Below are 18,770 nucleotides of genomic sequence, written 5' to 3'. Positions count from 1 at the left end.
CCATGTGCGCCGACGACAGCAGAGCGACGGACGCCAGGACGACTGCCCAGAAACTGTCGCTGCCGACGCTGACCGCCATGGTCGTCGGCTCGATGGTGGGCGCCGGCGTGTTCTCGCTGCCGCGCAACTTCGCCCAGGCCACCGGCGTGTTCGGCGCGGTGATCGCCTGGGTGGTCGCCGGTGCGGGCATGCTGATGCTGGCCTTCGTCTTCCAGTCGCTGGCCGTGCGCAAGCCGGACCTGAACGCCGGCGTCTACGCCTACGCGAAGGCGGGATTCGGCGAGTTCCCCGGCTTCTTCTCCGCGTTCGGCTACTGGGCCAGCGCCTGCGTCGGCAACGTCTCCTACTGGGCGCTGATCAAGTCCACCCTGGGCGCGGTCATCCCGGGCTTCGGCGAGGGCAACACGCCGCTGGCGGTGGCGGTCTCCGTGGTGTGCGTGTGGGGCTTCCACTTCGTCATCATGCGCGGGGTCAAGGAGGCCGCCGGGATCAACAGGATCGTGACCGTGGCCAAGCTCGTGCCGATCCTGCTGTTCGTGGCGATCCTCGCCCTCACCTTCAAGGCGGACACGTTCAGCGCGAACCTGTGGGGCGACGGGCTGCTGTTCGAGCAGGTCAGGGCCACGATGCTGGTCACCGTCTTCGTGTTCCTCGGCGTCGAGGGCGCCAGCGTCTACTCCCGCTACGCGCGCAGGCGCGAGGACGTGGGCCGGGCCACGCTGCTCGGCTTCCTCGGCGTCCTCGCCCTGTTCGCCTCGGTCACGCTCCTGTCCTACGCCGCTCTGCCCAAGGCGCGTACGGAGGCGTTGCGCCAGCCGTCCATGGCGGGGGTGCTCGAGGCGGTCGTCGGCCCCTGGGGCGCCGTCCTCATCAGCGTCGGCCTCGTCGTCTCGGTGCTCGGCGCCTACCTCGCCTGGACGCTGATGGCCGCCGAGGTGCTGTTCGTGGCGGCCCGTGACGACGACATGCCCGCCTTCCTGCGGCGCGAGAACCGCCACGGCACCCCGTCGGCCGCCCTCGTGCTGACCAGCGCCCTCATCACCGCCGTGCTGCTCATCACGCTGCTGTCGGAGGACGCGTTCACCTTCACGCTCAAGCTGACCAGCGCGCTGGCGCTGGTGCCGTACCTGCTCGCCGCCGGCTACGCGCTCAAGCTGGGCGGCCCTCGCACGCAGGTGCTGGTGGCCGCGCTCGCCGTCCTCTACACGGCGTTCCTGATCTTCGCCGCGGGGCTGAAGTTCCTGCTGCTGTCATGCGTCGTCTACGCGCCCGGCACGATCCTGTTCGCCCTCACCCGCCGCGAGCACGGCAGACGCCTCTTCTCCTCCCCCGCCGAGGTGACCCTGTTCGCCGTGGTGGCCGTCGGCGCCGTCCTGGGCGTCATCGGCCTGGCCACCGGCTTCATCACCATCTAGGTCCCACGGAGGGCGTCAGGGGTGTTCGGGTGAGACGACCGGGACGATCTCCGGCGCGCCCAGCCTGATGGCGTCGGCCTCCTGGTCGGTGTCCTGCTCCTGGGAGAGCCGCTCGGCCTCCACCCGCTTGGTGTAGTACTCGACCTCCGCCTTGACCTGCTCCGCGTCCCAGCCGAGCGGCCCGGCCATCAGCTCCGCCGCCTCCCGGGCGACGGCCTTGCCCCGGTGGAACGTCTCGATCGAGATGCGGGTGCGGCGGGTCAGCGCGTCGTTCAGATGCCGCGCGCCCTCGTGGGTGGCGGCGTAGACGATCTCCGCGCGCAGGTAGTCGTCGGCGCCGTCCAGCGGCCTGGCCAGCGACCGGTCCTCCTGGATCAGCTCCAGCACCTCGTCGATCATCGAGCCGTACCTCTGCAGGAGGTGCTCGATGCGGGCCACGTGCAGGCCGGAGTCGTGGGCGATGCGGTGCCGGGAGTTCCACAGGGCCTGGTAGCCCTCGGCGCCGGCCAGCGGGATGCGGTCGGTGCACGACCGCGGGACGCGCTGGTCGAGGCCGTGCGCGACGGCGTCCACGGCGTCCTTGGCCATGACCCGGTACGTCGTGTACTTGCCCCCGGCGACCATCACCAGGCCGGGCACCGGGTGGGCGACGACGTGCTCGCGCGACAGCTTCGAGGTCTCGTCGGACTCGCCCGACAGCAGGGGGCGCAGCCCCGCGTACACACCCTCGACGTCATCGCGGGTCAGCGGCACCGCCAGGACCGCGTTGACGTGGTCGAGCAGGTAGTCGATGTCGGCGCGGGAGGCGGCGGGGTGGCTCTTGTCCAGGGTCCACTCGGTGTCGGTGGTCCCGACGATCCAGTGCCGGCCCCACGGGATGACGAACAGCACCGACTTCTCGGTACGCAGGATGATCCCGGTGCTGGAGTGGATGCGGTCGCGCGGCACCACCAGGTGGATGCCCTTGGAGGCGCGGACGTGGATCTGCCCCCGGCCGCCGACCAGCTCCTGGATGTCGTCGGTCCACACGCCGGTGGCGTTGACGACCTGCTGGGCGCGGATCTCGAACTCCTCGCCGCTCTCCAGGTCGCACACCCGTACCCCGGTGACCCGCTCCCCCTCGCGCAGGAACCCGACGACCTGGGCCCGCGGCGCGACGTGCGCGCCGTAGCCGGCGGCCGTGCGCAGCAGGGTCATCACGTAGCGGGCGTCGTCGACCTGGGCGTCCCAGTACTGCACGGCGCCGGTGAACGCGGCGCGCTTCAGCGCGGGCGCGAGCCGCAGCGCCTTGGACCGGGACAGGTGCCGGTGGCCCGGCACGCCCCGGGTGAGCCCGGAGGCGAAGCCGAGCATGTCGTAGAGCGCGACCCCGGCCCCCACGTACGGCCGCTCCCACCCGAGGTGCGTCATCGGGAAGAGGAACGGCACCGGCCGAACCAGGTGCGGCGCGATGCGCTGGAGCAGCAGGGAGCGCTCCTGCAACGCCTCGCGGACGAGCTCGAAGTTCAGCTGCTCCAGGTAGCGGAGCCCGCCGTGGATCAGCTTGGAGGAGCGGGAGGACGTGCCGGAGGCGAAGTCACGCGCCTCCACCACTCCCACGTCGAGGCCACGGGTCGCGGCGTCGAGCGCGATCCCCGCTCCGACCACACCACCCCCCACCACCACGACGTCCAGCTCCTCGGCGCTCATCCGGGCGAGCGCCGCCGTCCGCTCGGCGGGCCCGAGCCGGGCCACGCCTCTTCCCGCCGTCATTAGCTCTCCCTGGTGTACGGCCTGCATCCCTTGCGCTCCCATACCTACCCGCCGGGCGACGGGCATGTAACGCCGGGGAAAGTTGCCCTCGCCACACCGGCCGCCCGCTGGGAGCGCTAGGCGCGGACGACCTTGACGCCCGCGTCCGTGAGCCGGGCGGCCTGGTCGTCGGGGAGCCCGTCGTCGGTGACGAGCGTGTCGATCTCGCCGATGCCGCAGATCCGGGAGAACGCCCGGCCGCCGACCTTCGAGGAGTCGGCCACGGCCACCACCTGCTGGGCGCGGCTGATGAGCAGGTGATTGACGCTCGCCTCGCCCTCGTGGTGGGCCGAGGCCCCGAGCTCGACGTCGATCGCGTCGACGCCGAGGAAGGCCACGTCCAGCGTCACCTGCTCCAGGACGCCGGAGGCGAGCGGCCCGATCAGCTCGTACGACTGCGGCCGCGCCACCCCGCCCGTGACCACGATCTTCACGTGCCGGCGGACGGTGAGCTCGGCGGCGATGTTGAGCGCGTTGGTGACGACCGTGAACCCGGACTCCAGGGCGGTGCTGGTGGCCAGCGCGCGGGCCAGCTCGGAGGTGGTGGTGCCGCCGTTCATGCCGACCACCGCGCCGGCGGAGACGAGCGAGGCCGCGGCGGCCGCGATGCGGTGCTTGGCGTCGGCGTGCCGGGCGGTCTTGTAACGCAGCGGCAGGTCGTAGCTGACGCTCTGCGCCACCGCGCCGCCCCGCGTGCGCATGAGCATCTGCTGCAAGGAGAGCTGGTCGAAGTCGCGCCGGATGGTCGCCGCGGAGACGTCGAGCGCCTGCGCGGCCTCCTCGACGGACAGGCGGCCCTCCTGAGCGAGCAGCTCAAGAATGGCGTTCCACCGGTCGTATCGGGACACGCGCGCCTCCTCCGGGCTCCGTCAGCAGCAAGGGTGGCACACCAGAGCCGACGCAGCCACACCTGCACAATTGTGCTCCTTTCTGCTATAAAAAGCACAGGAACACGCAAACCCCGCACCCGGGAGGTAACTGGTGACCACCCACACCGAAGCCGAGATCGCCTCCCAGCCGGAGTGCTGGCGTCGCGCCGTCGCCGACGTGCCCGCGGACGCGCTGCCCGTACCCGGCGAGCGCGTCGCCGTCGTCGGGTGCGGCACCTCCTGGTTCATCGCCATGGCGTACGCGGCCCTGCGCGAGCGGGCCGGGCAGGGCGAGACCGACGCGTTCGCCGCCTCCGAGGCCCCCACCGGCCGCCGCTACGACCGCGTCATCGCGCTGAGCCGCTCCGGCACCACGACCGAGGTCCTGGAGTTCCTGAACCGGACCGGCTCGCCCACCACGGCCATCACCGCCGACCCCGACACTCCCATCATGACCGCCGCCGGCCAGGTGATCGTGCTCGACTACGCCGACGAGCGGTCCGTCGTGCAGACCCGGTTCGCCACCACCCAGCTCGCGATGCTGCGCGCCAGCCTCGGCGAGGACCTCGGCCCGGCCATCGCCGACGCCGAGCACGTGCTGGCGTCGCCCCTCGACCCCGCGCTCGTGGAGGCGGAGCAGTTCAGCTTCCTCGGCGCCGGCTGGTCGGTCGGCCTGGCGCAGGAGGCCGCCCTGAAGATGCGCGAGGCGTCGCGCTCCTGGACCGAGGCGTACCCGGCGATGGAGTACCGTCACGGCCCGATCAGCATCGCCGGGCCCGGCCGCGTCACCTGGATGCTCGGCAAGGCGCCCGACGGGCTGCGCGAGCAGGTGGAGGCCACCGGCGGCGCGTTCCACGAGAGCGGGCTCGACCCGATGGCCGAGCTGGTCCGCGCCCAGCGCGTCGCGGTCGCCCGCGCCACGGCCCGCGGCCTCGACCCGGACGAGCCCCTGCACCTCACCCGATCTGTGATCCTTTCTTCATGAGCCTCACTCTCGCCGACGCCCGCGTCGTGACCCCCGAAGGCATCCACGACGGCTGGCTGGCCATCGAGGACGGCCGCATCACGCACGTCGGCCACGGCCGCGCGCCGCGGGCCGGCCACAGCCTGGGCGGCCGGTACGTCGTCCCCGGATTCGTCGACATCCACAACCACGGCGGCGCGGGCGGCTCCTTCCCCACCGGTGACCAGGACGGCGCGCGGGACGCCGTGGAGCTGCACCGGCGCCACGGCACCACGACCCTGGTGGCGAGCCTGGTCACGGCCGCCGTGGCCGACCTGGAGGCCGCCGCGTCGTCGCTGGCCGACCTGTGCGACGACGGCCTGCTCGCCGGCCTGCACTTCGAGGGCCCGTACATCTCCGGGGCACGCTGCGGCGCGCACGACCCGGCGCTGCTGCGCGAGCCGTCGCCGCGCGAGTTCGAGCGGCTGGTGAAGGCTGGCCGCGGCCACGTCCGCATGCTGACGATCGCGCCGGAGCTGCCCGGGGCGCTCGACACCGTGCGCGCGGCCCGCGACCACGGCGTGCTCGCCGCCCTCGGCCACAGCGACGCCACCTACGAGCAGACCCTCGACGGCATCGACGCCGGGGCGAGCGTGGCCACCCACCTCTACAACGCGCTGCCGCCGCTCGGACACCGCTCCCCCGGCCCGGTCGCCGCCCTCCTTCAGGACGAGCGGGTGACGGTCGAGCTGGTCAACGACGGCGTCCACGTGCACCCGGCCATGCTCCGCCTCGCCTGCTCGGTGGCCGGGCCGGGCCGGACGGCGCTGGTCACCGACGCGATGTCGGCGGCCGGGATGGGCGACGGCGACTACGAGCTCGGCGCGCTGCGCGTGACCGTGTCCGGCGGAGTCGCCCGGCTGGCCGAGGGCGGCACGATCGCGGGCAGCACGCTCACCATGGACGTCGCCTTCCGGCGCTCCGTCACCGAGGTGGGCCTGACGCTGTCCGAGGCGTCCGTGGCCGCCTCCCTCACCCCGGCGCGCGTGCTGGGGCTCGACGCTCAGATCGGCTCCATCGCCGCCGGCAAGACCGCCGACCTGGTCGTCCTGACCGACGAGCTGGAGGTGGCCGGCGTGATGAGGCGCGGCGCCTGGCTGACGGAGCCCCGATGATCCTCACCGTGACGCTCAACGCCGCCCTCGACGTCACCTACCAGGTGCCCGAGGTCGACTGGGCCGGGGTCAACCGGGTGCAGGCCGTCCACCGGCGGGCCGGCGGCAAGGGCGTCAACGTGGCCCGCGTCCTGCGCGGCCTCGGCCAGGAGGTGCTGGTCACCGGCCTGGCGGGCGGCCCTGTCGGGCGGGCCGTCGAGGCCGACCTGGAGGTCGCCGGACTGCCCCACGCGCTGGTCCCCATCGCCGCCGAGTCCCGTACGACGCTGGCCGTCACGGGCGGCCCCGGCGGGGCGGCGCTGTTCAACGAGCCCGGTCCTGAGGTGTCGGCGGCGGAGCTGCGGGAGTTCGGCCGGGTGTACGCGTCGCTGCTGGAGCGGGCGGACGCCGTGGTCCTCTCGGGCAGCCTGCCCCGTGGCGTCCCGGCCGGCACGTACGCGACGCTGGCCGCCCTGGCCGCCGAGCACGGGGTGCCCGCCATCGTCGACGCCGACGGGGAGGCGCTCCGCCACGCCCCGGCCGGCCGTCCCGCGATCGTCAAGCCCAACGTCCACGAGCTGGCCCGGGCCGTGCCGCCGCACGACCACCCGGTCGAGGGAGCCGAGCACCTGCGGGCCCGCGGGGCCGAGTCCGTGGTCGTCTCGCTCGGCGAGGAGGGCGTGTACGCGGTCACCCCCGAGGGCACGTTCCGGGCCCGCATGCCGTACCGGGTGGAGGGCAACCCGACGGGCGCCGGTGACTCGCTGGTGGCGGGGCTCGCGCTGGGGCTGGTCGAGGGCGCCGCGTGGCCCGAACGGCTCCGCACGGCCGCGGCGCTCGGCGCGGCCGCCGTGGCCGCCCCGGTGGCCGGCGACTTCGACCGCGACGTCTACGCCAGGACGCGCCCGCTCATCGAGATCACCTGAATCGCCTGAAGCAGCAGATCACCTGAACCGTCGAGATCACCTGAGCCTGATCCAGGAGGAGCCCGCCATGCCTCTCGCCACCACCGGCGACATCGTCCACGCGTCCGCCGCGGGGGTGGGTGCCTTCAACGTCATCCAGCTCGAACACGCCACCGCGATCGTCGCCGGAGCCGAGGCCCTCGGCCTGCCCGTGGTGCTCCAGATCAGCGAGAACTGCGTCCGCTACCACGGCGCCCTGGAGCCCATCGCGCTGGCCTCGCTCGCGGTCGCCCGCCGCGCCGCCGTGCCGGTGTCCGTCCACCTCGACCACGCCACCGACCGGGCACTGGTCGAGGAGGCGGTGGAGCTGGGCATCGGGTCGGTGATGTTCGACGCCTCGGCGCTGCCCGACGAGGAGAACGTGGCCGCCACCGCCGCCGTCGCCGCCTGGTGCCACGAGCGCGGCGTGTGGGTGGAGGCCGAGCTGGGCGAGGTCGGAGGCAAGGACGGCGTCCACGCCCCGGGCGCCCGCACCAAGCCGCACGAGGCCGTGGACTACGTGGCGCGCACCGGCGTGGACGCCCTGGCCGTGGCCGTGGGCACCTCCCACGCCATGACCACCAAGGACGCCGTGCTCGACCTGGACCTCATCGCCGAGCTGCGCGACGCGGTGCCGGTGCCGCTGGTCCTGCACGGCTCGTCGGGGGTGCCCGACGACACCCTCCAGGCCGCCGTACGACAGGGCATGAAGAAGATCAACATCGCGACGCACCTGAACAAGGCGTTCACCGGCGCCATCCGCGACCACCTGACGCACGACGCGAAGGTCGTGGACCCCCGCAAGTACGTGCGGGCGGGCCGCGACGCGGTCACCCGCGAGGTCATCCACCTGCTGGGCGTCCTCGGCGAGTGACCCGGCGGCTCAGCCGCCCAAGCAGCGCAGCACCCGCCCGGCCTGCCGCCGGAACGTGCCGGGCGGGTTGCGCGGCCCCTCGGGGGACAGCAGGAACAGCCACATCAGCGCGTGCAACCGCCGGCACCCGGCCAGGCGCCGCTCCTCGGCCGGGGACAGCTCGACGTGGGCCAGGACGTCCACCTCACCGTCCACCCACATCGACACGTGCTGGGAGATCTCGGACAGCTCGAAGGCGCGGTCGCTCCGCCCCGACTCCTCGAAGTCGACGATCCGCACCCGGACACCGTCCCACAGGAAGTTCGCCAGGTTGCCGTCGCCCGCGCCGAACACCGGCGTCACGCCCTCCTCGCCGGGGCGCCACCGCTCCAGCCACCGCGCTCCCTCGCGGACGGCCTGATCGGCGAGCGGCTCGCGAGGGGTCCAGCGGGCGCACCACTCCCGCACCTGGGCGGCGAGCGGGGCGAGGTGCCAGGGACGTTCGGGCAGGCGGGCGAGCACGTCGCGCGGCACCGCCGCGTGCAGCCGGTCCGCGGCCCGCGCCAGGTGCCCCGCGTACGCCCCGGCGTCCGGCACCGACCGCAGCGGAATCCCGGCGAGGCGCGACATCGTCACCGAGCCGTCGAACGCGATCGGCGCCGGCGCCAGCCCCGGCGCGTGCTCGGCCAGCAGCGTCAGCGCCCGCCACTCCCGCTCCCCCGCCTCCCGGTCGTCGCCGGTGTACCGCTTGACGACCCGGTCACCCAGCAGCTCCACCTGATGTGTCCACTGAAGATCCGCCACACCCGGATGTTAGGCGACGGAGCCGCTCGCGGCGGGCCGCCCGGAGCTCGACGGGAGACCGGGGCCGGGGAGACTGGAGGAGGGGGCCGAGCGAGGAGGGCGCCATGACGACGTACGACCGGCCTCCCGGGGACGCCGCGCGCGCCGTGGACGAGATCGCCGCCGCGGTGGGGAGCGTGCCGGAGGCCGAGCTCGACGCGATCGCCGGGGAGCTGCTCGCGGCGCGCCGGATCGCCTGCTACGCGCCCGGCCGGGAGGGCCTGGCGCTGCGCGGGCTGGTGATGCGGCTGTTCCACGCCGGGCTCGACGCTCACTACGCCGGCGAGATGACCTGCCCGGCCGTGGGGAAGGGGGACGTGGTCGTCCTGTCCTGCGGCCCCGGCCGGCTGTCCACGGTGGAGGCGCTGGCCGGCGTGGCCGTGCGGGCGGGCGCCCGCGTGCTGTACCTGACGGCCCAGCCGCGGAACCCGCCCGCCGGCCGGGCGGATCGCGTCGTCCGGATCAGGGCCCAGACCATGGCCGACGACCGTGACTCGACGGCCGTGCTGCCCATGGGGAGCGCCTACGAGATCGCCCTCTTCGTCCTGGCCGACCTGATCACCAACCGGGTCCGGGCACACCGGTCGGAGTCGGCGGAGATGTCGCGATCACGCCACACCAACCTCGAATGAGCCCGGACCCTCAGGAACAGGTCTTCGTCTCGGGGGCGCAGAACTTGACCTCGGGGTAGCGCGCCGACGCCTTGTCGAGCAGGGGCTCCCGCTCGCCGCGCAGGTGACGGTCGAAGAAGGCCCCGACGTAGGCGCGCGTGACCTTCATCGAGCGGGCCCCCGACAGCTTGGCTCCGATCTCGATGCCGAACTGGTCGGCCAGCAGCCCGACGTCGGTGAAGGACTCGTGCACCGTCCCCGTCACCAGCAGCCAGCGCTTCCACCCGGTGAGCAGCTTCCAGTCGTTCTCCCAGGAGGCGGCGGGGCCGCCGGATCCCGGCGTGTACGTCGCCGGCTTGCCCAGGAACAGGAACGGGCGCGACAGCCCGCCCTCCGGGATCGGGCCCTCCGTGGTGCCGTCGATGTCGATACCGGCGCGCAGCCGGGAGTCCCGCACCATCGCGTCGAGGGTGCTCGCCCCGCCGGCGGAGTGCCCGGCCATCGCGATCCTGGACGGGTCGACGAGGGCGGCGAGCTTGCCGCCCTTCCCGGTCAGCTCGTCGAGCACGAAGGAGACGTCGGCCGCCCGACCCTTGCCCAGCTTCTGCCAGAACGCCGGGTCGTGGTCGCCCTCACAGGCGACGCAGGTGGTGACCCGCCCGTCGGGGAAGGTCGTGGCGACGTTCTCGTACGTGTGGTCGATCGCGGCGACCGCGTAGCCCCTGCTGGCCAGGTCCTCGGCCAGGCCGGTGAGCGTGGCGCGGGGCTTGGTGAAGCCCGGCGAGAGGACGACGAGGGGCAGGCCGTGGCCGCGCCGCGCGGGCCGGGCGTCGGTGAAGGCGTTGGTGCGCGTCCTGCTCAGCGCGTCCAGGGGCACGCCGGTGATCCCGCCGTCCTTCAGCAGGGCCTCGGACTCCTTCGCCGTCATGTACGGCGCCCGCCGCTTGCCCGGCGACGCGGCCGGATACCACAGCGACACCATGAGCTCCCTGGCCTTCGCCGTGGGGACCCAGGGATCGGGGCGCGAGGTGTCCTTCAGGTACAGGGACGTGGTGCCGACCGCGTGCGACCCGGTCGGCTTCGGCAGGGCGGGCGTGACCGCCCGGACGCCGGTCGCCGGCGTGGCCGCGGTCGTTGACGGTGCCGCGGTCGTTGACGGTGCCGCGTTCGCGGGGGACGTCAGGCAGGCGGACGTCACCAGGATCAGAACCCCGGCCGCCAAGCCGGACATGCGAGACGTGTTCATGACCACAGTGTATATACCCGGTGTATATACGCAGCACATAAGCAGGACGGAGGCGGTGACTTCGCGGTAACCGAGTGAGGTGAAAGTGCCGTCTTCCCTGCATGCCGCCGGTGACGAAAGATGCTCCTAGTTACCAGAAAGAACCAAAAATGCGGAAGGCTCTCATGTCCTCATCCACCGAACGCATGGACGCGCGCTCCTGGGGCGTCCTGCTCGTCCTCGCCGGCGCCGTCTTCCTCGAAGGCATCGACGTGGCCATGCTCAACGTGGCGCTGCCCGCGATCCGGGCCGACCTCGGCCTGTCCACGGAGGTGCTCAGCGGCGTCGTCTCCGCGTACGTGCTGGGCTACGGCGGGTTCATGCTGCTCGGCGGGCGGGCCGCCGACCTGCTGGGCCGGCGCCGGATGTTCCTGACCTGGCTCACGGTCTTCCTGGCGTTCTCGGGGCTGGGCGGCCTGGCCACCGAGGGATGGACGCTGCTGGTCGCCAGGTTCGTCACAGGGGTGGCGGCCGCGTTCATGGCGCCCGCCGGGCTGGCGCTGCTCACCGGCAACTTCCCCGAGGGCCCCCGGCGCACCAAGGCACTCGGCGTGTACGCGGGCATCGCCGCGGGTGGCTTCTCCCTCGGCCTGGTCGCCGGCGGGCTGCTGGCCGCGCTCGGCTGGCGGTGGGTGTTCTTCGCCCCGGTCGTCCTGTCCACGCTGATCCTGGCGGCGGCCGTCCCGCTGGTCAAGGACTCGCGCGAGCGGCAGCGGGGCGGCTTCGACCTGGCCGGCGCGTTCACCATCACCGGGTCGATGCTGCTGCTGGTCTACGGGGTGATCCGGCTGGAGCATCCCGGCCAGGGGCTGTGGGGCACCGTCGCGGCGTTCGCGGCGGGACTGGCGCTGCTGGCGGCGTTCGTCGTGATCGAGCGGCGTTCGGCCGACCCCCTGGTGCGGCTCGGCATCCTGCGGTCGGCGCCGCTCGTCCGCGCCAACCTCGGAGCGCTGCTCTTCCTCGCCTCGTTCGCCGGTTTCCAGTTCCTGGCCACCCTCTACCTCCAGGAAGTGCGCGGCTGGAGCACCATCCAGACCGGCCTCGCCATGCTGGTGATCGGCATCGACACCGTCCTGGCCCCGACCGTGACACCGTGGCTGGTCAACAGGTTCGGCAACGCGCGGGTGCTGTTCGGCGGGCTGGCGCTGGCCGCCGTCGCGTACGCGCTGTTCCTGCCGGTCGGGAACGACTGGACGTACGCCGCCATGTTCCCGACCATGCTGCTGCTCGGGCTGTCGTTCTCCCTGGCGTACGGGCCGCTGACCATGGCCGCCACGGAGGGCGTGGACGAGCACGAGCACGGCCTGGCCGGCGGCCTGCTCTACACCGCCTTCCAGTTCGGCACCGCGCTGGGGCTGGCGGCCGTCACCGCCGTGAGCGTCGCCGCGCTCGGCGACGCCACCGGCCCCGAGGCCAGGCTCGACGCGATCCGCGCGGCCCTCGTCGTCCCCGTGGCCGCCGCGGTGCTGGCCGTCCTGGTCACCGCCTTCGGCCTGCGCGGCGCCCGCCGGCCCGCGCCCGAGACCGCCGAGCCCGCCCCCGCGCGGGCATCGGCCTGAGGAGGATGGCGATGGCCTCCAGGACGCGGTCGTTCGCGGCGATCGAGCCCCGGTTCAACGCCTACATCGGCGACATCGTCTACGCCACGATGACCACCGTGGACGCCAGGGGACGGCCCCGGGCCCGGGTGCTCATCCCCGTCTGGGAGGTGGTGGACGGCCGCCCGCTCGGCTGGCTGGCCACGTACCGGACGCCCGTCAAGGCCGCCCACCTGGCGGGCAACCCGCACACCACGTTCTCGTACTGGAGTCCCCGCCAGAACGCGGTGAGCATCGACGCCGTCGCCGAGTGGGTCGTCGACAGGGAGATCGGCCGCCACGTCTGGGACCTGTACGCCAACGGCAGCCCGCCGGGCGCCGGCTACGACCTGGGCGCCTTCTGGAAGGGCGTCGACGACCCGAAGCTCCATGTGCTGCGGCTGACGCCGTGGCGGGTCCAGGTCATCCGGGGCACCGACCTGCACAGCGTGATCTGGCGGGACGACCTCCCGGGATGACGTGACCGGTCAGGCCACCCTGGGAGGACCGCCCGGCAGGTGAACCGGCGGGGACGGCGGACGCGTCAGGGCTGGATCGGGGCGACGACCACCTCGACGCGCTGGAACTCCTTGATGTCGGAGTAGCCCGTCGACGCCATCGTCCGCTTGAGCGCGCCCATGAGGTTCATCGACCCGTCGGCGACACTCGACGGCCCGTGCAGGATCTGCTCCAACGTGCCCACCGTGTCGAACCTGACGCGGCGACCGCGCGGCAGGTCGGGGTGGTGCGCCTCCGAGCCCCAGTGGTAGCCGTGGCCGGGCGCCTCGGAGGCGCGGGCCAGCGGCGAGCCGACCATGACGGCGTCGGCGCCGCAGGCGATGGCCTTGGCGATGTCGCCCGAGGTGCCCATGCCGCCGTCGGCGATCACGTGCACGTAGCGGCCGCCCGACTCGTCGAGGTAGTCGCGGCGGGCCGCGGCGACGTCGGAGACGGCGGTGGCCATCGGCACGGCCACGCCCAGCACGTTGCGCGTGGTGTGCGAGGCGCCGCCGCCGAACCCGACGAGCACGCCCGCCGCGCCCGTGCGCATGAGGTGCAGCGCGGCCGTGTACGTGGCGCAACCGCCCACGATGACCGGCACGTCCAGCTCGTAGATGAACTGCTTGAGGTTGAGCGGCTCGGCCCGGCCCGACACGTGCTCGGCGGAGACCGTGGTGCCGCGGATGACGAAGATGTCGACGCCCGCGTCGATCACGGCCTTGTGGTACTGGACGGTGCGCTGCGGCGAGAGCCGCACGGCCGTCGTCACGCCGGAGGCGCGGATCTCCTCGATGCGCCGGCCGATCAGCTCTTCCTTGATCGGCGCCGTGTAGATCTCCTGCAGCCTCTTGGTCGCCGCCTCGGCGTCCAGCCCGGAGCACTCCTCCAGCAGCGGCGCCGGGTCCTCGTAGCGCGTCCACAACCCTTCGAGGTCGAGCGGGGCCAGGCCGCCGAGCCGGCCGATCTCGATCGCGGTGGCGGGCGACACCACGCTGTCCATGGGGGCGACCACGACGGGCAGCTCGAACCGGTAGGCGTCGATCTGCCAGGCGATCGAGACCTCCTCCGGGTCACGCGTGCGCCGCGAGGGAACGAGGCCGATCTCGTCGAGCGCGTACGCCCGGCGTCCCGTCTTCCCCCGGCCGATCTCCACCTGCTGAGTCATGGATTACCTTCTGTGATAGTTCGGAGCTTCGACGGTCATCTGGATGTCGTGCGGGTGGCTCTCCTTGAGGCCCGCCGCGGTGATCGGCATCAGCTGGCAGTCGGTGTGCATCTGCCCGATCGTGCGGCACCCCGCGTACCACATGCCCTGCCGCAGGCCGCCGATGAGCTGGTGCGCCACCGCGGCGACCGGGCCGCGGAACGGGACCTGGCCCTCGATGCCCTCGGGGATGTACTTGTCCTCGCCGCCGACCTCCGCCTGGGCGTAGCGGTCCTTGCTGAAGGAGGTGCCGCCGCGCTCGCGGTTGCGGACCGCGCCGAGCGAGCCCATGCCCCGGTACGACTTGAACTGCTTGCCGTTGATGAAGATCAGCTCACCCGGCGACTCCTCGCAGCCGGCGAGCAGCGAGCCGAGCATGACCGTGTCGGCGCCCGCGGCGATCGCCTTGACGATGTCGCCGGAGTACTGCAGGCCGCCGTCGCCGATGACCGGCACCCCGGCGGGGCCGCAGGCCAGCGCCGCCTGGTGGATCGCGGTCACCTGCGGCGCGCCGACCCCGGCGACGACCCGCGTGGTGCAGATGGAGCCCGGCCCGACGCCCACCTTGACGGCGTCAGCGCCCGCGTCGACCAGCATCTGGGCGCCGGCCCTCGTCGCGACGTTGCCGGCGATGACGTCGACCCTGCTGTTGGCCTTGACCTTGGCGACCATGTCGGCCAGACCCTTGGAGTGGCCGTGCGCGACGTCGACCACGATGACGTCGACGCCCGCCTCGATGAGCGCCTTGGCTCGCACCTCGGCGTCGCCGCCGACGCCCACCGCCGCGCCGACCACGAGCCTGCCGTCGGCGTCCTTGGTGGCCAGGGGGTACTGCTCGCTCTTGGTGAAGTCCTTGACCGTGATGAGGCCGCGCAGCCGGCCGTCGGGGTCGACGAGGGGCAGCTTCTCGATCTTGTTCTGCCGGAGAAGGGCGAACGCGTCGTCGCGGGAGACGCCGACCGGGGCGGTGACCAGCGGCATCGAGGTCATCACCTCGCGCACCGGGCGCGCCTGGTCGGTCTCGAACCGCATGTCGCGGTTGGTCACGATGCCGACGAGGATGCCGTCGCGGTCGGTGACGGGCACGCCGGAGATCCGGTACGTGGCGCACAGCCGCTCGACGTCGGCCAGCGTGTGGTCGGGGGTGCAGGTCACCGGATTGGTCACCATGCCGGCCTCGGACCGTTTGACCAGGTCGGCCTGCTGGGCCTGCTCCTCGGCCGCCAGGTTGCGATGGAGGACGCCGATGCCGCCCTGCCGGGCCATGGCGACCGCCATGCGGGCCTCGGTGACCGTGTCCATGGCCGCCGAGACCAGCGGGATGGACAGCGTGATGTTGCGTGACAACCGCGAACTGGTGTCGGCCTCACCCGGCTGGAGATCCGAATAACCCGGCACGAGCAGCACGTCGTCGAAGGTAAGACCCACCTCGGTGAACTTGGACATGCTGCGGCCCCCTCCTGCCGTTGCGCGTGATGGGGACAAGTCTAGGGCCTGCGTCCAAACAGGAAGGATGCCGGGAGGACGATGACCCCCACGGCCCGTCGTACTCCCGGCATCGAAAAAGGGCCGGGGGACGGGACGGTCGGTGATCCGTCCCGTCCCCCGGCCACCGGCGGCCCGGGCCGGAGCGCGCGTCGCGCCACCGGACCCCCCTCCGTGCCCTGATGGCCTGCGCTCCGCGGCCCGCTGGTCCGCCGACTCTCTGTCAAGCCTGCGTCACCCAGCGGCACGCCGCAATGTGCAAACGTGCAATTGCACGAAGTTGCACCGATGCCGCGTCATCCCGCGCAAGGAGGCGGACATGGCGCCGATGCCGCGTTATCCTCGCGGCACCCCCGGTCCCCCGTACGGAGCCATCCGCCATGCGCAACGAGTCACCCGACGTGCCCGATCCCCTCGCGGCGCTGGGCCTCGACCCCGCTCAGTCGGCCCTCTACACGGCGGTGCTGCGCCTGCACCGCGCCACGCTCACGGAGCTGGCGGAGGCGATGGGCGGGCCGTGCGACAAGGTCGGCAGGCAGCTCGACGACCTCGTACGGCTGGGCGTGGTCGACGAGCACTCGGGCGAGTACCTGGCCCGTCACCCGGCGGGCGCGCTCGGGCGGCTGATCGCGCAGCGGCTCGACCGGCTCGCCGAGGAGAGCAGGCGCATCGACTCGGCCCTCGGGTCGATCCGCGGCCTCATCCGCGACTACGACGCGGGACGCGACTACCAGAGCGGGCCGTTCCCGGTGGAGCTGGTCAGCGGGGCGGACGTGCTGTACGAGAGCGTGGTCGGCATGGCCGTGCAGTCGCCGCCGATGACGGTGCTCACCGCCATCCCGGACGAGCGCACCATGAGCGACTTCGCACGGAAGTTCGCCGATCCCTGGATCGACGCGCAGCAGCGCGGCCTGCTCACCGTGCGCGCCGTCGTCCCCGTCGAGACCCTGGCCATGCCCGGCGTACGCGACCGGCTCGGCCGCCTGCTGGAGACCGGCGGCGGGGTCCGCACGCTCGACCGGGTGCCGAGCTGGTTCATGACCGCCGGCGACGAGGCCGCCGGCCTGCCCGCGCTGTGGGGCGGCAACCTGCCCGACCACGCCTACAACTTCTACCTGTTACGCACGCCGATCGTCGTGGGCGTGCTCACGTCGCTGTTCGAGGAGTGGTGGGGCCGATCCGTTCCCATGCCGTGGGGCCACCGCTCCGACGGCACCGTCCAGGTGATCCGGCTGGCCGCCCAGGGCATGTGCGACGAGTCGATCGCCCGGCACCTCGGCGTCTCCGTCCGCACCGTGCGCGCCAGATTCGCCGACGCGATGACGCGGCTGGGCGCGCAGTCCCGCTTCCACGCGGGTGTGGAGGCCGCCCGGCGCGGATGGCTTGGCCAGGCCACTGACGACCGGTGACCACCACTGGGGCCGCATCGGTCATATGGTGGGAAGGTGCTGGAAGACGTCCCCCGCGACCCGTTCGCGGACGATCCGAACGACCCCTCCGCCGCGATGGGTGAGCTCGACGACGCCGAGCCGCTCACGGCCGCCGAGCGCGACGAGGCCATCACGGACCTCGCCGACGTGGAGGTGTTCCGCTCCCTGCTGGAGCCGCAGGGGGTGCTCGGCCTGGTACTCGACTGCCCAGAATGCGGCGAGCAGCACTTCTTCGACTGGGACCTGCTGCGCGGCAACCTACGCCAGATGATCGAGAAGGGCCGGCCACAGGTGCACGAGCCCGCCTTCCACCCCGACCCGGCCGACTACGTCACATGGGAGTACGCCAGGGGCTACGTCGACGGCGTCATCGACACCGAGGAACGCCGCTGACCGACGGGCCCCGCACCGCCCTCAGGGGCGCCACCGTCCTCGTCGTCGTAGGTGTCGGCCCGCAGGACGGCCAGCAGCCGCGCGGCGGGATCGTCATGAGGGGGCGGCTCCCCACGGGCGAGGGCATCGAGCAGCGCGTCGCTCCCGTCCTCCGGAGCCGCGACGGAGCCGGGAGCCGGTCCGGCCGCAGCGCACTCCTGCGTCAAGCCGACTCCAGCTCGGCCATCTGCCGCAACCTCGCGAGCGCCCGGTGCTGGGCGACCCGGACCGCACCTGGTGACATGCCCAGTACATTACCGGTCTCCTCGGCAGACAGCCCCGACACCACCCGCAACAGCAGCAACTCACGCTGGTTGTCGGGCAGCCTGGCGAGCAGCCGGCGGGCGTGCTCGACCTCGATGTAGCGGACCACGGTCTCCTCGGGCCCCGGTCCGTCGTCGGGCCCGTCGGGCAGGTCCTGCGTCGGCACGGCCGAACGCACGGAGCTGCGCAGCGCGTCGGCCACCTTGTGCGAGGCGATGCCGAAGACGAACGAGGCGAACGGACGGCCCATGTCGCGGTAGCGCGGGAGCGCGGACAGCACCGCGATGCACACCTCCTGGGCCACGTCATCGGCAATGTGATATTGCCCTGAAACCCTGCCCAGCCTGGCGCGACAATAGCGCACCACCATCGGACGCAACTCGGCGAGCAGGGATTCGATCGCACCGCGATCTCCCTGCACGGCGAGACTGGTCAGTTCCCTAAGGTCGGAGTCATCCGTCCGTGCCGGAAGTCTCGACGCGAGCCTTACCCCAATTTTGGCGTCGGCGACGCTTCCCTCGCTCACGTTAGGCATGATGCCCGCCCTGATCGGGCCTGTCGTCATCGCGAACGGCTACGGATTGGTCACATTGAAGAGACGGCGACGGCCCGTGATCGAATGACGACAGTAAGGCTTTCGCACTGGAGGAATATTTCACCCCATAAGGCGAAATGCGCGGAATTTGTCAGCGGTGCAGCCCGGACAGCACGGTGCCACAACAGGTGCGACAACACGGCTCAGACAACGCACCGAGGCGAGAACATGTCAGGCACACGACGCTTTGCCGGCACCTTTGGTTTACCGCGATAAGTCACTATTTTCAGGTACGTGGCGGCGCGCGTGCGTTGTATCTATTGGTACCACGTCACATCTCATCAGCCGCCTTATCCGGACGAGTCAACCGGGCGCCTCGCCCGTCCGGCCGCCGGCCGCCTCCCACAGGAGAGCCCAGCACGACCTCACCCCGGGAGGCCCGGACACGCAGGCCCATCCCGCCAGAGGCCGGGCACCCGCAACCCCCACCCCCGCCATAGGCCGCACATTCGCACACCCCGCCCCGCCGGGGGCCCGGCACCCGCACACCCCACCCCCGCCATAGGCCGGGCACCCGCAGCCCGCGCGGGAGGCCGGGCACGCGAACGGCCCGCCCCCGGGAGTGGGGGCGGGC

18 protein-coding genes are annotated in these 18,770 nt (G+C 72.5%); 10 read left to right on the top strand and 8 right to left on the bottom strand.

What is annotated here, in order from left to right; translation table 11 throughout:
• The first annotated feature begins 2 nt into the window (after positions 1–2).
• Positions 3–1,415, top strand: a complete 1,413-nt coding sequence (locus tag ABZS51_RS24490) for a basic amino acid/polyamine antiporter (protein WP_355445161.1) — start codon at positions 3–5, stop codon at positions 1,413–1,415.
• Between the two features lie 15 nt (positions 1,416–1,430).
• On the opposite strand, the gene ABZS51_RS24485 is transcribed toward ABZS51_RS24490, so the two are convergent.
• Entirely contained in the window at positions 1,431–3,167 is a 1,737-nt protein-coding gene (locus ABZS51_RS24485; RefSeq protein WP_355445158.1) for a glycerol-3-phosphate dehydrogenase/oxidase, read from the bottom strand.
• A gap of 116 nt (positions 3,168–3,283) precedes the next feature.
• Positions 3,284–4,054 carry a DeoR/GlpR family DNA-binding transcription regulator gene (locus ABZS51_RS24480; RefSeq protein WP_355445155.1) on the bottom strand — a complete coding sequence of 257 codons (771 nt, stop codon included), beginning with the start codon at positions 4,052–4,054 and terminating at the stop codon, positions 3,284–3,286.
• Positions 4,055–4,187: 133 nt separating this feature from the next.
• Between ABZS51_RS24480 and ABZS51_RS24475 the strand changes: the two genes are divergently transcribed.
• The 4 genes from ABZS51_RS24475 (at position 4,188) to ABZS51_RS24460 (ending at position 7,990) form a co-directional block, all read left to right on the top strand.
• A complete protein-coding gene (locus tag ABZS51_RS24475) occupies positions 4,188–5,060 on the top strand; it encodes an SIS domain-containing protein (RefSeq protein WP_355445153.1) in 873 nt (290 codons plus the stop codon).
• Complete coding sequence (gene nagA, locus ABZS51_RS24470; protein WP_355445150.1) at positions 5,057–6,193, top strand: N-acetylglucosamine-6-phosphate deacetylase; 1,137 nt, start codon at positions 5,057–5,059, stop codon at positions 6,191–6,193. The genes ABZS51_RS24475 and nagA overlap by 4 nt, the downstream gene beginning before the upstream one ends.
• Complete coding sequence (locus ABZS51_RS24465) at positions 6,190–7,098, top strand: 1-phosphofructokinase family hexose kinase (RefSeq protein ID WP_355445147.1); 909 nt, start codon at positions 6,190–6,192, stop codon at positions 7,096–7,098. Before nagA ends, ABZS51_RS24465 begins: the two co-directional genes overlap by 4 nt.
• A gap of 67 nt (positions 7,099–7,165) precedes the next feature.
• Positions 7,166–7,990, top strand: coding sequence for a class II fructose-bisphosphate aldolase (locus ABZS51_RS24460; RefSeq protein WP_355445144.1), 825 nt, complete (start codon positions 7,166–7,168; stop codon positions 7,988–7,990).
• 9 nt (positions 7,991–7,999) lie between these two features.
• Here ABZS51_RS24460 and ABZS51_RS24455 read toward each other — a convergent pair whose 3' ends face one another.
• On the bottom strand, positions 8,000–8,773 hold the full coding sequence (locus ABZS51_RS24455; RefSeq protein WP_355445141.1) for an aminoglycoside phosphotransferase family protein: 774 nt from the start codon (positions 8,771–8,773) through the stop codon (positions 8,000–8,002).
• A gap of 104 nt (positions 8,774–8,877) precedes the next feature.
• Between ABZS51_RS24455 and ABZS51_RS24450 the strand changes: the two genes are divergently transcribed.
• Positions 8,878–9,444 carry a hypothetical protein gene (locus ABZS51_RS24450; protein WP_355445138.1) on the top strand — a complete coding sequence of 189 codons (567 nt, stop codon included), beginning with the start codon at positions 8,878–8,880 and terminating at the stop codon, positions 9,442–9,444.
• A gap of 10 nt (positions 9,445–9,454) precedes the next feature.
• Here ABZS51_RS24450 and ABZS51_RS24445 read toward each other — a convergent pair whose 3' ends face one another.
• Positions 9,455–10,669 (bottom strand): alpha/beta hydrolase, encoded by a 1,215-nt coding sequence (locus tag ABZS51_RS24445; protein WP_355445135.1) that lies wholly within the window; start codon positions 10,667–10,669, stop codon positions 9,455–9,457.
• A 164-nt stretch (positions 10,670–10,833) separates the two neighbouring features.
• On the opposite strand from ABZS51_RS24445, the gene ABZS51_RS24440 reads away from it, so the two are divergent.
• Positions 10,834–12,267: an MFS transporter gene (locus tag ABZS51_RS24440; protein WP_355445132.1), complete on the top strand. Its 1,434-nt coding sequence runs from the start codon at positions 10,834–10,836 to the stop codon at positions 12,265–12,267.
• Between the two features lie 11 nt (positions 12,268–12,278).
• Entirely contained in the window at positions 12,279–12,764 is a 486-nt protein-coding gene (locus ABZS51_RS24435; RefSeq protein WP_355445129.1) for a pyridoxamine 5'-phosphate oxidase family protein, read from the top strand.
• A gap of 65 nt (positions 12,765–12,829) precedes the next feature.
• On the opposite strand, the gene ABZS51_RS24430 is transcribed toward ABZS51_RS24435, so the two are convergent.
• Together ABZS51_RS24430 and guaB are read right to left on the bottom strand one after the other, a co-directional pair.
• Complete coding sequence (locus tag ABZS51_RS24430) at positions 12,830–13,951, bottom strand: GuaB3 family IMP dehydrogenase-related protein (protein WP_355445126.1); 1,122 nt, start codon at positions 13,949–13,951, stop codon at positions 12,830–12,832.
• 3 nt (positions 13,952–13,954) lie between these two features.
• The gene (gene guaB / locus ABZS51_RS24425) at positions 13,955–15,436 is read right to left on the bottom strand and encodes an IMP dehydrogenase (protein ID WP_355445123.1); all 1,482 of its coding nucleotides are present in this window, start codon (positions 15,434–15,436) and stop codon (positions 13,955–13,957) included.
• Between the two features lie 419 nt (positions 15,437–15,855).
• Here guaB and ABZS51_RS24420 point away from each other — a divergent pair, with 419 nt between their 5' ends.
• Both ABZS51_RS24420 and ABZS51_RS24415 read left to right on the top strand, forming a co-directional pair.
• Positions 15,856–16,884: a LuxR C-terminal-related transcriptional regulator gene (locus ABZS51_RS24420; protein WP_310708470.1), complete on the top strand. Its 1,029-nt coding sequence runs from the start codon at positions 15,856–15,858 to the stop codon at positions 16,882–16,884.
• Between the two features lie 36 nt (positions 16,885–16,920).
• Positions 16,921–17,298, top strand: a complete 378-nt coding sequence (locus ABZS51_RS24415) for a DUF5319 domain-containing protein (RefSeq protein WP_175587859.1) — start codon at positions 16,921–16,923, stop codon at positions 17,296–17,298.
• On the opposite strand, the gene ABZS51_RS24410 is transcribed toward ABZS51_RS24415, so the two are convergent.
• Entirely contained in the window at positions 17,259–17,504 is a 246-nt protein-coding gene (locus ABZS51_RS24410; protein WP_355445120.1) for a hypothetical protein, read from the bottom strand. The genes ABZS51_RS24415 and ABZS51_RS24410 overlap by 40 nt on opposite strands.
• On the bottom strand, positions 17,501–18,136 hold the full coding sequence (locus ABZS51_RS24405; RefSeq protein ID WP_310708553.1) for a sigma-70 family RNA polymerase sigma factor: 636 nt from the start codon (positions 18,134–18,136) through the stop codon (positions 17,501–17,503). The genes ABZS51_RS24410 and ABZS51_RS24405 overlap by 4 nt, the downstream gene beginning before the upstream one ends.
• Positions 18,137–18,770 lie beyond the last annotated feature (634 nt).

Source organism: Nonomuraea sp. NPDC005501 (assembly GCF_040605905.1).
Taxonomy (GTDB): Bacteria; Actinomycetota; Actinomycetes; order Streptosporangiales; family Streptosporangiaceae; genus Nonomuraea.
This window is presented reverse-complemented; position numbering and strand designations above follow the sequence as displayed.